Annotated in this window: 12 protein-coding genes; 6 read left to right on the forward strand and 6 right to left on the reverse strand. The window is 65.4% G+C overall.

Translation table 11 applies throughout. From position 1 onward, the window contains the following. Positions 1–68: 68 nt before the first annotated feature. From EV700_RS04230 to EV700_RS04245, 4 genes are read right to left on the reverse strand one after another with little or no spacing between them, the layout of a single operon-like run. Entirely contained in the window at positions 69–1277 is a 1209-nt protein-coding gene (locus tag EV700_RS04230) for an ABC transporter permease (RefSeq protein ID WP_130411092.1), read from the reverse strand. Next, a complete protein-coding gene (locus tag EV700_RS04235) occupies positions 1277–1990 on the reverse strand; it encodes an ABC transporter ATP-binding protein (RefSeq protein WP_130411093.1) in 714 nt (237 codons plus the stop codon). Before EV700_RS04235 ends, EV700_RS04230 begins: the two co-directional genes overlap by 1 nt. Then, complete coding sequence (locus EV700_RS04240) at positions 1987–3264, reverse strand: efflux RND transporter periplasmic adaptor subunit (protein ID WP_130411094.1); 1278 nt, start codon at positions 3262–3264, stop codon at positions 1987–1989. The genes EV700_RS04235 and EV700_RS04240 overlap by 4 nt, the downstream gene beginning before the upstream one ends. Continuing rightward, on the reverse strand, positions 3261–4694 hold the full coding sequence (locus EV700_RS04245) for an efflux transporter outer membrane subunit (protein WP_130411095.1): 1434 nt from the start codon (positions 4692–4694) through the stop codon (positions 3261–3263). The genes EV700_RS04240 and EV700_RS04245 overlap by 4 nt, the downstream gene beginning before the upstream one ends. A 256-nt stretch (positions 4695–4950) precedes the next feature. Here EV700_RS04245 and EV700_RS04250 point away from each other — a divergent pair, with 256 nt between their 5' ends. Next, positions 4951–6240: an NAD(P)/FAD-dependent oxidoreductase gene (locus tag EV700_RS04250; RefSeq protein WP_130411096.1), complete on the forward strand. Its 1290-nt coding sequence runs from the start codon at positions 4951–4953 to the stop codon at positions 6238–6240. Positions 6241–6377: 137 nt separating this feature from the next. Here the strand turns inward: EV700_RS04250 and EV700_RS04255 are convergent, their stop codons facing one another. Next, the gene (locus EV700_RS04255) at positions 6378–7658 is read right to left on the reverse strand and encodes an O-acetylhomoserine aminocarboxypropyltransferase/cysteine synthase family protein (protein WP_242610179.1); all 1281 of its coding nucleotides are present in this window, start codon (positions 7656–7658) and stop codon (positions 6378–6380) included. Between the two features lie 435 nt (positions 7659–8093). Here EV700_RS04255 and EV700_RS04260 point away from each other — a divergent pair, with 435 nt between their 5' ends. Beyond that, entirely contained in the window at positions 8094–10085 is a 1992-nt protein-coding gene (locus tag EV700_RS04260; RefSeq protein WP_130411098.1) for a putative bifunctional diguanylate cyclase/phosphodiesterase, read from the forward strand. A gap of 4 nt (positions 10086–10089) precedes the next feature. Here the strand turns inward: EV700_RS04260 and EV700_RS04265 are convergent, their stop codons facing one another. Next, positions 10090–11034 carry a ketoacyl-ACP synthase III gene (locus tag EV700_RS04265; protein ID WP_130411099.1) on the reverse strand — a complete coding sequence of 315 codons (945 nt, stop codon included), beginning with the start codon at positions 11032–11034 and terminating at the stop codon, positions 10090–10092. A 275-nt stretch (positions 11035–11309) separates the two neighbouring features. Between EV700_RS04265 and EV700_RS04270 the strand changes: the two genes are divergently transcribed. From EV700_RS04270 to EV700_RS04290, 4 genes are all read left to right on the forward strand, one after another. Continuing rightward, complete coding sequence (locus EV700_RS04270) at positions 11310–11870, forward strand: c-type cytochrome (protein ID WP_130411100.1); 561 nt, start codon at positions 11310–11312, stop codon at positions 11868–11870. Positions 11871–11966: 96 nt separating this feature from the next. Then, on the forward strand, positions 11967–12293 hold the full coding sequence (locus tag EV700_RS04275; RefSeq protein WP_130411101.1) for a c-type cytochrome: 327 nt from the start codon (positions 11967–11969) through the stop codon (positions 12291–12293). Positions 12294–12296: 3 nt separating this feature from the next. Continuing rightward, positions 12297–13610, forward strand: coding sequence for a hypothetical protein (locus tag EV700_RS04280; RefSeq protein ID WP_130411102.1), 1314 nt, complete (start codon positions 12297–12299; stop codon positions 13608–13610). 348 nt (positions 13611–13958) lie between these two features. Then, the gene (locus tag EV700_RS04290; RefSeq protein WP_130411104.1) at positions 13959–14486 is read left to right on the forward strand and encodes a helix-turn-helix transcriptional regulator; all 528 of its coding nucleotides are present in this window, start codon (positions 13959–13961) and stop codon (positions 14484–14486) included. Positions 14487–14491: the final 5 nt, after the last annotated feature.

The raw sequence follows: 14491 nt of genomic DNA on the forward strand, positions 1-14491 counted from the left end.
TAACATGCGGTCAGGCCGCGAAAAGCCTCCACCTTCACAAACAAGGCAATGAGATGCGGATAATACCGCTACTCGTGCCGCAACGCCTCTATCGGATCCAGCTGCGCCGCCCGTCTTGCCGGAAAAAACCCGAAAATGACCCCGATCGCCGCTGAAAAAACGAAAGACAGCACGTTGATCTGCAGGTTGAACAGGTACGGGACTTCCATCGCCGAGGCCAGCGCCATCGACGCCCCGGTGGCCAGCACGATGCCCACCACGCCGCCCAGCGAGGACAATACCGCCGCCTCGATCAGGAATTGCAGCAGCACCTCGCGCTCCAGCGCGCCGATCGCCAGGCGGATGCCGATCTCACGGGTGCGCTCGGTCACCGACACCAGCATGATGTTCATGATGCCGATGCCGCCGACCAGCAAACTGACCGCCGCCACCGCGCCCAGCAGCGTCGTCATCAGCTTGATGGTGCCGGACAGGGTTTCGGCAATTTGCTTGGTATCGATAACGTTGAAATTGTCCTCCTCGCTTTCGGCCAGCTTGCGGCGCTCGCGCATCAGCGCCTTGACCCGCGTCGTCACCTGCTCCATCGAGGCGCCGTCCTTCACCGAAATCAGGATGGTGCTGACATCCTGGCTGCCGGTCAGCCGCCGCTGCACCGTATGCAGCGGCATCAGCACCACGTCGTCCTGGTCCATGCCCATCGACGACTGCCCCTTCGAGCCCAGCAGGCCGATGATGTCGCAGGAGAACTGCTTGACGCGGATGCGGCCGCCGACCGGGTTCTGCTTGCCGAACAGCTCACGACGCACGGTTTCGCCGATCACGCAGACATTCTTGCCCGCACGCTCCTCGCTGTCGGTGAAGATGCGGCCGTCCACCAGCGTCCAGTTGCCGGTGCGCAGCCAGGCGGCGGTGCTGCCGGTCACCGAGGTCGACCAGTTGCGGTTGGCGTAGACGACGGTGACGCCGCGACTGACGGTCGGGGCCACGGCATTCAGCGAACTGATCTGTGACTCGATGGCGCGGGCATCCTCCAGCTTGAAGCGCGGCGCACCGGCCGAATCACGCCCGGGACTCATGCGCTGGCCGGGACGCACCATCAGCAGGTTGCTGCCCAGGCTGGAAATCTGGTCGGAAACGGCCTGCGTCGCGCCGTTGCCCAGCGTCACCATGGTAATCACCGCCGAGACGCCGATGACGATGCCGAGAATGGTCAGGAAGGAGCGCAGCAGGTTGCGCCGGATCTCGCGCAGCGCGAGCAGCAGGGTGTTCCACCACATCAGGCCGGTCCTCCGTTGCGTTCATCGCTGGCGACAACGCCGTCGACAAAGTGGATGATGCGGTCGGCGTAGGCGGCCATGTCCGGTTCGTGCGTCACCATCAGGATGGTGATGCCCTGCTCCTTGTTGAGGGCGCGGATCAGCTCCATGATTTCCTTGCCGCGCTGGGTGTCGAGGTTGCCGGTGGGCTCATCCGCCAGCAGCACCGTCGGCCGGGTGACAATGGCGCGGGCGATGGCGACGCGCTGCTGCTGGCCGCCGGACAGCTCGGCCGGGGTATGGTCCTCGCGCTCCGCCAGTCCCACCGAAGCCAGCGCCGCGCGCGCGGCGGCATGGCGGTCGGCCTTGCCTTCCCCCCGGTACAGCAGCGGCAGCTCCACGTTTTCCAGCGCGGTGGTGCGCGACAGCAGGTTGAAGCCCTGGAAGACGAAACCGAGGTAACTGCGGCGCAGCCGCGCGCGCTGGTCGCGGTCCAGCCGCTCCACATGCATGCCGCGAAACAGGTATTCGCCGCCGGTCGGGGTGTCCAGGCAGCCGAGGATGTTCATGGCGGTGGACTTGCCGGAACCGCTGGGTCCCATCACCGCCACGAACTCCCCGGCCATGATGCGCAGGTTGACGCCGCGCAGCGCCTGGAAGGCGGCCTGCCCCTGGCCGTAGGTCTTGGTGATGTTGCGCAGCTCGATCAGCGCCTCACCGGCGGACTCGTTCATTGCTTCGCGCTCACGCTGTCCACGATCACCGTCATGCCTTCCTTCAACTCGCCGCCGGTAATCTCGGTCAGCTGGCCGTTGGTGGCGCCGGTCTTCACTTCCACAGCCGAGGGCTTGCCGTCCGCGCCCAGCACCCAGACCTTGGGAATGCCGTTCTTGCCCGGCGTGCGCGGCTTGCGGCCGCCGGTGGACGGCGGCTTCGGCATCAGGCGGCTGACCAGGCTGGCCGAGGCCTCCTTCTGCGCGCGGAAATCCGGGGTGAAACGCAGCGCGGCGTTGGGAATCAGCAGCACGCCCTTGCGTTCGTTGGTGATGATCTCGGCGGTGGCGGTCATGCCGGGGCGCAGGCTGAGGTCATCGTTGGTGACATGGAGGATGGTCTTGTACGACACCACGCCGTCCTTGGTCTGCGAGCCGAGGCCGACCCGGACAATCTGCGCCGGGAACTGGCGGTTGGCCCAGGCATCGACGGTGAAGCGGGCATGCTGCCCTTCCCGGACTTGGCCGATGTCGGCCTCGTCCACATCCACCTGCAACTCCATTTGCGCCAGGTCTTCCGCCAGCGAGAACAGCACCGGCGCTTGCAACGAAGCCGCGACGGTCTGACCGGGTTCGATCTTGCGCGCCAGCACTACGCCGTCGATTGGCGAACGGATGGTGGCCTTGCCGAGGTTGGTTTCGTCGGAACTGACTTGCGCCTTTGCCTCGGTGACGCTGGCGCGGGCGCTGGCCAGATCGGCATCGGCGCGCTTGGCGGCGGCGTCGGCGGCGGCCAGCTCGGCCTTGGCGGGCACCTTGCCGCCGCTGAGCCGGCTGACTTCCTGCAAGCGGGCGAGATTGGCGCGGGCCTCCGTTTGCGTCGCTTCCGCCTGCAACACCCGCGCTTCCGCCGAGGCCAGCGCCGCCCGCGAGCGGGTGATCTGGTCACGCAACTTGGCGGTATCGAGCGTCGCCAGCACCTGCCCCTTGCGGATGCGGGCGTTGTCATCGACCAGTACATTGTCGACAGTGCCGGACATTTCGCTGCCGACATCGACCTGGTTGATCGGCTGCAGGTTGCCGGTAGCGGAGACGGTCACGGTCAGGTCGCCGCGCGTCACCGGCTCGGTGTCATAGCTGACCTTGGCGGCGGCGGAACCCGACCACGGCTGCCACAGCATCAGGCCGACCGCCGCGATCACGGCCGCGATCACCCACCACAGGCGTTTTTTCCGGCCGCCGTTGGGGCCGAGCACGGCTTGCAGGGAATCCGGGGAAGAAGAATTGGCGGTCATGACGGGTTTCCGGAAACAGAAGTGGAGGTAGACGCGGGCGCGGACCAGCCGCCGCCCAGCGCCTTGTACAGTTGCACCAGCGCCAGCACGAGATCGGCCTCGGTGCTCTGGCGACTGTCTTCAAGACTGAGGCGGCTGCGCTCGGTATCGAGCACCGTCTGGTAGTCGGTGATGCCCGCCTGATAACGCTGGCGGGCAAGTTCGGCGGCATTGACGGCGGCCTTGGCCCCGGCGGTCAGCGCCGTCAGCCGCTGTTGCTGCGCCGACAGGTTGGCGAGAGCGTTTTCCACGTCCTCCAGCGCCGTCAGCACGGTGGAACGGTAGGCGGCCAGCGCCTGGTCCTGCACCGCCGACTGGATGACGGCCTGCTGCTTGAGGCGGCCGCCGTCAAACAGCGGTGCGGTGATGCCCGCCAGCAGCGAACGGTTAAGCGCACCGCTGTCGCCGAGCCCGCTCAGGGTCAGCGCCTCCAGCCCGAGGGAACCGGACAGGCGGAAGGACGGATAGCGGTTGGCGGCGGCCACGCCGCTGCGCGCGGTCTCGGCGGCCAGCCGACGCTCGGCGGCCTGTACATCGGGACGCTGGCGCAGGGTATCGGCGGGAATGCCGATCACCAGCCCGGCAGGCAGCGACGGCAAGGGCGCGGCGGCGGACAGGCGGTCGTGCAGCGCGCCGGGCACCTGCCCGGTCAGGATCGCCAGCCGGTTTTCGGCGGCGGCCAGACTGCTTTCCAGCGCCGGCACCTGGGCGCGGGTCTGTTCCAGCGCCGCCGCCGCCTGCTCTACCGTCAGCTCGCTGGTCAGTCCGGCCTGGGCGCGCCAGCCGGTCAGGTCGCGGGTTTCTTGCTGGCTGGCCAGATTGCGGCGGGTGATCTCCAGCCGCGCCTGCAAGGACCGCAGCTGTACATAATTGCGCGCCACCTCCGCCGCCAGCGACACCCGTGTCTGCGCCAGGGTCGCGGCGGTGCCCTCGGTATCGGCTTTAGCGGCGTTGACCGCGGCGCGTTGACCGCCGAACACATCCGGCTCCCAGGCGGCGTCGAAACCGGCCTGATACTGGTCACGCGCGGCATTATTGCCGGACTTGCTGTTGGCCACGGACACGGAGGCGCTCAGTGACGGCAGGCGGCCCGCTTCGGCCACGCCCAGCCGGGCGCGGGAGGCGCGCAGGGCGGCGCGGGCGCTGTCGAAATCGGGATTGTGCTGCAGGGCTTCGTCCACCAGCGCGGTCAGGCGCTCATCGCCCAGCTTGCGCCACCACTGCGACAAATCGTCGGGCGTCACCGCCTCGTCGGCGGTCTTGTCGCGCCAGGAGGCGGGCACGCCCAGATCGGCCGGGGTCGGGGGATGGTAGGCCGGGCCGACCGCACAGCCGGCCAGCAACAGGATCAGGCCTGCCGCACCGCTGCGCACCGGAAAGGAATGGCTCATCGGATTACCTCGCGCCGGAATGAAAGTCGGCCAGAACGCCGGTTCATAGGGAACCGGCGGTAACACCACAGGAATGTACCGGAGAGTACAGATTCCCCGTCAACAGGGTCAATGCCGCAACCGTCAGCCGGATTGTGGCTTTTTGTAGCGCAAAGCCGAAATACCGACTATACCCTGAATTTCGCAAGGTTATTCTTGCCAATATACCCTACAGGGTATAGCTTATGAACATAACAACGAACACGAGGATTGGGCCATGACACACATCGTCATCATCGGCGCGGGGCTCGGCGGCATGGCCGGAGCCTACGAACTGCGCGACACGCTGGGCAAGGAAGCGCGCATCACCGTCATCAACGAACGCGACAGCTACCAGTTCGTGCCCTCCAACCCGTGGATAGGCGTCGGCTGGCGCAAGCGTCCCGACACCAGCTTCCCCGCCGCGCCCTACCTGGCCAAGAAGAAGATCGACTTCATCGCCCAGCGCGTCGACCGCATTGATCCCGCCGCCAACCGCGTGCAACTGGCGGACGGCCAGACCGTCGATTACGACTATCTGGTGATCGCCACCGGCCCCAAGCTCTCCTTTGACGAAGTGCCGGGCGCAGGACCGCATGGCGGCCACACCCAGTCGGTGTGCACGCTGGACCACGCCGAAACCTCCTACGCCGACTACCAGAAACTGCTGCAGAATCCGGGGCCGGTGATTGTCGGCGCGATGCCGGGAGCCAGCTGCTTCGGCCCCGCCTACGAATATGCCTTCATCCTTGAAACCGCGCTGCGCCGCGCAAAGTTGCGCGACCGCGTGCCGATGACCTATGTCAGCAGCGAACCGTATATCGGCCATTTGGGCTTGGGCGGCGTCGGTGACTCGAAGTCGATGCTGGAATCGGAACTGCGCAACCGCCACATCAAGTGGATCACCAACGCCAAGGTGACCAAGGTGGAAGCGGGCAAGATGTTTGTGGATGAGGTGAACGACCAAGGCGTGCTGGTGAAGCAGCATGAACTGCCCTTCGTGCATTCGATGATGCTGCCCGCCTTCAAAGGCGTGGAGGCGGTGGCGGCGGTGGAAGGCCTGTGCAACCCGCGCGGCTTCGTGTTGGTGGACAAGCACCAGCGCAGCCCGAAATACCCCAACATCTACTCCGCCGGGGTCTGCGTCGCCATTCCGCCGGTGGAACAGACGCCGGTGCCGACCGGCACGCCGAAGACCGGCTACATGATCGAATCGATGTGGACCGCCATCTGCCACAACATCCAGGCCGACCTCACCGGCGGCGAACCGGAAGCCGTCGGCACCTGGAATGCACTGTGCCTGGCCGACATGGGCGACACCGGCGCCGCCTTCCTGGCCGTGCCGCAGATTCCACCGCGCAACGTCACCTGGTTCGCCAAGGGCAAGTGGGTGCACTGGGCGAAGATCGGGTTCGAGAAGTACTTTATCTACAAGATGAAGAACGGCTCCAGCGAGCCGTTCTATGAGAAATACATTTTGAAGATGATCGGGATGAACCGGTTGAAGGAGTCGCCGAAGGCGGAGTGACTGTATTTCCCTCTCCCCTTGTGGGAGAGGGTTAGGGAGAGGGGTACTGCGGCGGCTATGTCACTGCCGGAATGTCCGGACCGCTTTCCGCACCCCTCTCCCCTGCCCTCTCCCACAAGGGGAGAGGGAGTTCACCTTCACGCCGCGTCCAGCGCCTGCTTCAGATCCGCAATCAGATCATCAATGTGCTCGATGCCTACCGACAGACGCACCATGTCTTCGCGCACGCCCGCCTTCGCCAGTTCCGCCGCGTCCAGCTGACGGTGGGTGGTGGAGGCCGGGTGCGTGGCCAGCGACTTGGCGTCGCCAATGTTCACCAGCCGCGTGAACAGTTGCAGCGCATCCAGGAAACGCGCCCCGCTCTCGCGGCCGCCTTCCTTCAGGCCGAAGGAAATGATGCCGGAGGCGCGGCCGCCCATGTACTGCTGCACCAGCCCGTGATCGGCATGATCCGGCAGCCCGGCGTAGTTCACCCACGATACCTTCGGATGGCCGTCCAGATAGCGGGCGATGGCCAGCGTGTTGTCACAGATGCGGTCCATGCGCAGCGCCAGCGTTTCGATGCCCTGCAACAACAGGAACACGTTCATCGGGCTGATGGCCGCGCCCATGTTGCGCAAGGGCACCACCCGCGCCCGGCCGATATAGGCCGCCGCGCCCAGCGCCTCGGTGTAGACCACGCCGTGATAGCTGACATCCGGCTCGTTCAGGCGGCGGAAGCGCTGCTTGTGGTCGGCCCAGGGGAACTTGCCGCTGTCGACGATGGCCCCGCCAACGGAGTTGCCGTGGCCGCCCAGATACTTGGTCAGCGAATGCACGACGATGTCCGCGCCATGCTCGAAGGGACGGCACAGGTAGGGCGAGGGCACGGTGTTGTCGACGATCAGCGGCACGCCGTGGGCATGGGCGATGTCGGCCAGGCGGCGGATATCGGCGACATTGCCCAGCGGGTTGCCGATGGATTCGCAGTAGATGGCCTTGGTGCGGTCATCAATCAGCGCGGCGAAGCTGTCCGGGTTGCGGCCGTCGGCGAAGCGCACTTCAATACCCATTTGCGGGAAGGTGTGCGCGAACAGGTTGTAGGTGCCGCCGTACAGCTGGCTGGTGGAGACGATGTTGTCGCCGGCCTCGGCGATGGTCTGGATGGCGTAAGTGACGGCCGCCATGCCCGAAGCCACCGCCAGCGCGGCGATACCGCCTTCCAGCGCCGCGATGCGCTTTTCCAGCACGTCCTGGGTCGGGTTCATGATGCGGGTGTAGATGTTGCCCGGCACTTTCAGGTCGAAAAGGTCGGCGCCGTGCTGGGCGCTGTCGAAGGCGTAGGCCACGGTCTGGTAGACCGGCACGGCAACGGACTTGGTGGTCGGATCGGGGGTATAACCGGCGTGCACCGCCAGGGTTTCGATTTTCATGATCACAGCTTCCTTGGTTGCACCACAATGAGGCAGACACATTGCCACACGAATCCTCCGGATTCAAATAACTCCCGGCCGCAAGCATAGAACCACGCCGTCTAATCCACACCGACCGGAATTCCGGCGGTTTTGCGGCATGGCGTTTGCAGAGTCCGGGGACCTTTGCTATACAGGTTAATCATTCCGGAAGAAAAACAGTCAAGCCACGGGCGGCGACGGGGGACAACCCTGGCCTTGCCATGTCTTCGTTTCTCCGGCCAGAACAACAACTGCTTTCCTCAACGTCCGGCCACCCTGCAGCCGGCACCGGAAGCGATGCATCATCCAGGGGTATAACGTGACGAATGACCACCTCCTTTCGGACCGGCTGAGCCGGTCCGGCCGACCCGGCGACCGGTGCGATGCCCGGTATCCGGCGGTGTGCGCGGAGGCACGCTCATGACCGGTTTCACTTCCCCGGAATTCGACAGCCAGCTGCAGCACCTGCAGAAGACCATCGACCGCGAACGGCTGGCGCGGATTGACGCCGAAGCCATGGCGGACAGGGCCCGCGCCGAGCTGGTCCGCCGGAAGCAGGAACGGGCTTTCATGGAATCGGTGGCCGCCGCCGCCAATCAGGCGCTGTCGTTCCGGGAGGCCATCCAGTACGCGCTGGAACAGATCTGCACCTTCATCGACTGGCCGCTGGGACACGCCTACTTCACTACCCGCACCTCGCCGGTCCAGCTTTCCTCCAGCTCACTGTGGCATACGGCCGGCTTCCCCACGCCGGACACCTTCTGCCGCGCCACCGAACAATGCCGCTATGCCCCCGGAGAGGGTCTGCCGGGACAGGCCATGGCCCGACGGCAGACCGTCTGGCTGGCGGATATCGGCGAGCAGGAAGCGTTGCTGGCCCAGCGCGGCGCGTGGGACGCCGGGCTGCGCGCCGCTTTCGCACTGCCGGTCATGGCCGGCAACGAGGTGGTGGCCGTGCTGGAGTTTTTCTCGCCGGAACCGACGCCGTCCGAAAACGGCCTGCTGGCGCTGATGGCCTTTGTCGGCATCCAGCTGGGCCGGGTCGCCGAGCGCCAGCGCGCCGAGGAACAATCGATCCATGACGCCTTCCATGACAGCCTGACCCGCCTGCCCAACCGCGCGCTGTTCCTGGACCGCCTGAACCGCGCCCTGCTGCGCTGCATGCGCGACGACCAGGACAACATGGCGGTGCTGTTCATCGACGCTGACCGCTTCAAGATTGTCAACGACAGCCTGGGCCACCTGGCGGGCGACAGCCTGATCCGCCAGATCGCCGCCCGCCTGAGCTCGGGCCTGGATCCCGCCAACGGCGAAAGCGGCGCGATTCGCGGCGAATACACCCTGGCGCGGCTGGGCAGCGACGAATTTGCCATCCTGCTGGAGAACATCGCCGGAGCGGCGGAAGCCGTGCACGTGGCCGAGCACGTCCTGTCGCGGCTGCAGGCGCCCTTCGCCATCGGCAGTCAGGAGGTGTATTGCTCCGCCAGCATCGGCATCGCCCTCGCCGCCGACCATCAGGCCGCCGACGAACTGCTGCGCGACGCCGACCTGGCCATGCACCGCGCCAAGCGCCTGGGCGGCGCGCGCTGGGACCTGTTCGATCAGGCCATGCACGCCAGCGCCTTCCAGCGCATGAGCCTGGAAAGCGACATGCGCCGCTCGCTGCTGGAAAACCGTTTCGTGGTGCACTACCAGCCGGTGGTGGACCTGCGCACCGGCCGCATCAGCGGTTTCGAGGCGCTGGTGCGCTGGAACCGTCACGACAAGGGGCTGGTCTATCCCAACGACTTCATTCCCATCGCCGAGGACACCGGCCTGATCATCCCGCTGGACCTGTGGGTGATGCGCGAAGCCTGCCGCACCCTGCGCGGCTGGCAGGAAGAATTTCCGTCCGAACCGCTGACCATCAGCATCAACCTGTCGACACGGCTGTTTTCGCTGGCCAATCTGGCGGAACAGGTCAGCGAGATCCTGGAGAGCACGGAAGTGGATCCCGCCTGCGTGCGGCTGGAAATCACCGAAACCATGGCCATGTCCGACGCCGACCGGGCGCTGCAACTGCTGACCGAGCTGAAGGCGCTGGGCGTGCAGCTCAGCATCGACGACTTCGGCACCGGCTATTCCTCGCTGAACTACCTGCACCGCATTCCCGCCAACGTGCTGAAGATCGACCGGTCGTTTGTGTCGCAGATGCATGAAAGTGAAGAATGCATGCAGATTATCCGCACCATCATGCTGCTGGCGCGCAACCTGGGCATGCGCGTGATCGCCGAGGGACCGGAAACCGAGGCGCACGTCGAGAAGCTGGTAGGGCTGGAATGCGATTACGGACAGGGTTATTTCTTCTCCAAACCGGTATCGCAGGAACAGGCGCGGCACCTGCTGGAAACTGCGCCCTTCGAACGCAGTTAGGACGCTACACCCGCCACAGCACCGTCGATCCCCACGAGATGCCCACGCCAAAGCCGGAGAGCACCACACAGCGGTCTTGCCGGACCAGGTCGTGGGCCAGTAGCAACGGGATCGAGGATGACACGGTGTTGCCGTAATCCGTCGCCAGGAACGGCGCCTTTTCGTCCGGCACGCCCAGCCGCCGCGCAATCTGGTGCACCACGTGGCGACTGCCCTGGTGCAGCAGGAAGCGGTCCACCTCCCCCAAGGCCACGCCATTGATTTCCAGCGCATGCAGGATGCTTTCCGGCACCTTGCGCGCCGAGAAATTGAGCACGGCGCGGCCGTTCATGTGGAAGTAATGGCTGTGCGCCGGCACCGCCAGGTCGTCGGCGAAACTGCCGTCGCTGCCCAGATCAAAACGGCCGATGCGCCACACCGGGCGATCGGTGATCAGCGTCGCGGCGGCGGCGTCGCCGAATAGCAGGCTGGTGTTGCGGTCATGCGGATTGATGATCTTGGAATAGGGGTCGGCGGTCACCAGCAGGCCGCAGCGCAGCCCCTGCGCCTGCATCAGCGCCGTGATCACCGACAGCCCGTAGACATAGCCGGAACAACCCAGCGAAATATCGAACACCGCGCAACGGGTCGACAGGCCCAGCTTGCCGTGGACGCGGGCGGATGTGTGCGGCAGGCCGTAGCCGTCGGGGTTCTGCGTCACCACCACCAGGCAGTCGACCTGCTCCGCGCGCACCGCGCCCTGTTCAAACAACCGGCGGACGGCCTGCACGGCCAGATCGGACGTTTCCTCGTCGGGCTGCTTGCGGCTGACCTTGAGCACACCGATCTTGTCGCGCAGCAGCTCCTCGGTGGCGTCCAGCGCCGCGGCGCGTTCCAGGTTGTCAAGGTGGCGGGTAGGGATATAACCGGCAACAGCGGCGATGCCGAGGGAAGGTGCAATCGGGTTCATCGGAGGGCTTTCCTGAACGGGGCGCCGCCGTCCGCCGGGATCTCCGGCCGGGTCTGGCGGGCGCATGACAGGCGGGGCGACCGGGTCGGCCGCCCCGCGGGACTTCCGGACATTACACCAATTTCCGCTGGGTTGGCATGCCATTTCCGGCCTGACATCGCTTGAATTCCCGCCGGTGAATGCTAGTCTTCGAAGGGCGTCCGCCCTTTCACAACAAGAGCCCGTCCGGCACGGACGCCCCTGTCAGCCGTTACCCGGGTAAGGAGACTCAACCCATGCAACCCCCACGCTTTGCCCCGGCGCTGCCCCTGGTGGCCGCCTGCCTGACCCTGATCGCCCTGCAACCCGCCGCCGCCCTGGCCAAGGGCAACGAGATTGAACGCGGCCGTCATCTGGCCGGCATCATGGGCTGCGCCGATTGCCACACTCCAATGAAAATGGGCGCGAAAGGCCCGGAACCCGACCTGGCGCGCGGCCTGTCCGGCCACCCGCAGGATCAGGCGCTGCCGCCGCCGCCCGCTCCCTCCGGCCCGTGGATCTGGGGCGGCTCGGCCAGCATGACCGCCTTCTACGGCCCGTGGGGCATCAGCTATTCCGCCAACCTGACCCCGGACAAGGACACCGGCATCGGCAACTGGACCCTGGCGCAATTCAGCCAGGCGATGAAAACCGGCAAGCATCTGGGCAACGGCCGCCCCATCCTGCCGCCGATGCCGTGGCAAGCGGTCAGCCGTCTGGACGACCATGACCTGAAGGCGCTGTTCCGCTTCCTGATGGCGCAACCGGCGGTGAAAAACACCGTACCCGAGTTCAAGCCCGCCCCGTCACGCGGGTAATCACGCTGCAACCGCCGGAGTGGCGATTGGCCGTTGTTCACCGACGCGCAACCTGTCACTCTGGCGGCCTCTACCCTCTCCAGCAAGGATATCGCCATGCCCCGCCTTTTCGTCCGCCGCGCCCTGTTCGGCGCCACCCTGCTGCTGACCACCGCCGCCGGCGCCGCCGTCGATGGCCCGGCCCTGTACAAGGAACACTGCGCCAAGTGCCACGCCGAAACCGGTCAGGCCGACAACTGGCGCGGCTATCTCTATTTCGCGCGTAACTTCACCAGCCCCGCCTGGCAGAAAAAGATGAGCGACAACGACATCCTGGAACAAATCAACGACGGCCCGCGCATCATGCCGCCGTTCCGCGACACGCTGAACAGCGAGCAGAAAGCCGCTCTGATCAAGGTGATCCGGGGCTTCGGGGGTCGCTGAACGATGGCGCTGATCCACCAACGACCCTTCCGGCGGCTGGCCGTCCTGCTGCTGCCGCTTTCCCTGACCGCCTGCGACCATTACCCCGAGGGCTGGCCGGAAGTGAAGACCGCCTGGCGCGGCTGCCCGTCGCTGGACGGCACGTACCTGAACCCCAAACCCGCCGCCGGCCAGCCGACGTTGCTGGCGGAAAGCGCCTTCGCCGAGTCCCTCGGCAAGGAGGCCGGGACCTGGCCATGGACCACCCTCAACCTGAGCGGCGACCCGGCCAACCACCTGTTGCTGCGCTGGGGGCGGTCGCTGCAAACCCTGCAGGACTGGACGGCGAAACAAAGTCCGGATCGCGGCCGCGACGGACAGCCGGGGCCTTTTTCCCCGGAAACGCGCTGGTCTGAAGAATTCCGCGCCCTGAACGACGCCGATTACGAAAAACGCTTTGAAGGTTATGGCCTGCCCGCCGGCAGTCACGCCCTGTACTGGGCCAACGCCCAGTACCATTGCGACAGCGGTTGGCTGGTCACGCGCCGCGTGGTGGCCGATGCTGACGGCAACCTGCATACCGACGGCGAAATCCGCTTCGCCCGCGACAGCCAGGGCGGGCTGATCGTGCACAGCACCCATTCCAGCGGCATCGTACTGGGCAAGGTCTGCCGTTACGGCCTCTGCATTCCCCTGCCCTTCGGCGAAAAGACCGAGGCGCGCTGGGAGCGTTGGGCTCCTGCGGCGCCTGACGCCGCCGCCCGCCCGTGGAACCACGGATTTTCCCGGACCGTTTCCCCGGAAGGGCTGACCTTCGTCCACGACAGTGACAGCCGCACCGGTGAAGTCCGCGACGCCATCAACGCCTTGGGGATTGCCGGACTGACCGTGGATAGCGTGACACCGACACTGAACGGCGGCGGCGTATTCGTCACGCTGACGGGGAAAACCACCGCGCCGTTCAACGGCTTCTTCCAGGCCACCCGTGACGCGGCGCGCTTCCACCACATCGACATTCAGAGCCTGGACGGCGATGCGGCGCAGGGCTGGCGGATGACGGTGCTGCTGGGCTTGCGGCCGAAGCCGTCCGCCACCTCCACGGCGGGCATCGCGCAACAGGTGACGACGCTGCTGCCGGACGGCGCGGCGCTGACCCGGGTTGAACCTTATGAAGACGGGTTCCGGGTGACCATCCACGCCAACGATGAAGGGGTGATTCAGGAAAGCCGCCGTCAGCTGGAGGACAGCGACCGCTTCCGGCAAGCGCGGGTGGAAACCCACTTTACCGGAGCGGAAGGCATTGATCTGGTGATGCAGGTGTGGGAACGGGAGGAGTAGGCTCATGTAGGGGCAACCGCCCATAGTTGTCAATTGACAACTACCTCCATCTCTTCTAGATTGAACAACATTGCCAAGGAAGGCCCGTATGTCACGCAGCATTCACCCCAAAAAGGAAATCGAGGACGCCCTGCGACATGCTGAACGCCAGGGTTGGCGGGTAGAAACAGGCGGTTCACATGCATGGGGAAAGCTATATTGCCCCTACAACGACAAGGACTGCCGTTGCGGTGAATTCTGCATTTCCAGTATTTGGAGTACGCCGAAAAGCGCCGGAAATCATGCCCGGCAAATCCGGCGGGTTGTCGATAACTGCAGCATCCATCGCAAGGGCGGGGAGGAACAGGCATGAAAGAGTATGAGTTCACGCTGAAGTTCGGCCTGACGGATACCGGTGCCGATCCGGATGCCTACGTGGCTGAACTGGCTGCCAATGGCTGTGAAGATGCCCTGATCGGTGTGGGGGCGAGCGGGCGTATCGCGCTGGATTTCTGTCGGGAGGCACCGTCCGCGTACGAGGCGATGCGGAGCGCATTGGCGGATGTCAAAAGCGCTATTCCGGAAGCGCGGTTAATTGAGGCAACGCCGGATTACGTCGGGATTACGGATGTAGCGGACTTGCTGGGTTTTTCGCGCCAGAACATGCGCAAGCTTATCCTTAGCAATCCGGGGTCGTTTCCGTTGCCGGTGCATGAGGGAAGTTCGGCAATCTGGCATCTGGCGAAGGTGCTGGAATGGTTGCAGGAGCGCGGGCGGTATCCGGTGGATGCGCGCTTGCTGGAGTTGTCGGAGGTGGCTATGCAGGTGAATCTGGTGAGGGAACGGGGTGAGGTGAACGCCGCGCTGGAGCGTGGGTTGGCAGGTTTGTGCGGATAACTCCT

The organism is Fluviicoccus keumensis, from assembly GCF_004217445.1.
In the GTDB taxonomy this organism is placed as follows: Bacteria; Pseudomonadota; Gammaproteobacteria; order Pseudomonadales; family Moraxellaceae; genus Fluviicoccus; species Fluviicoccus keumensis.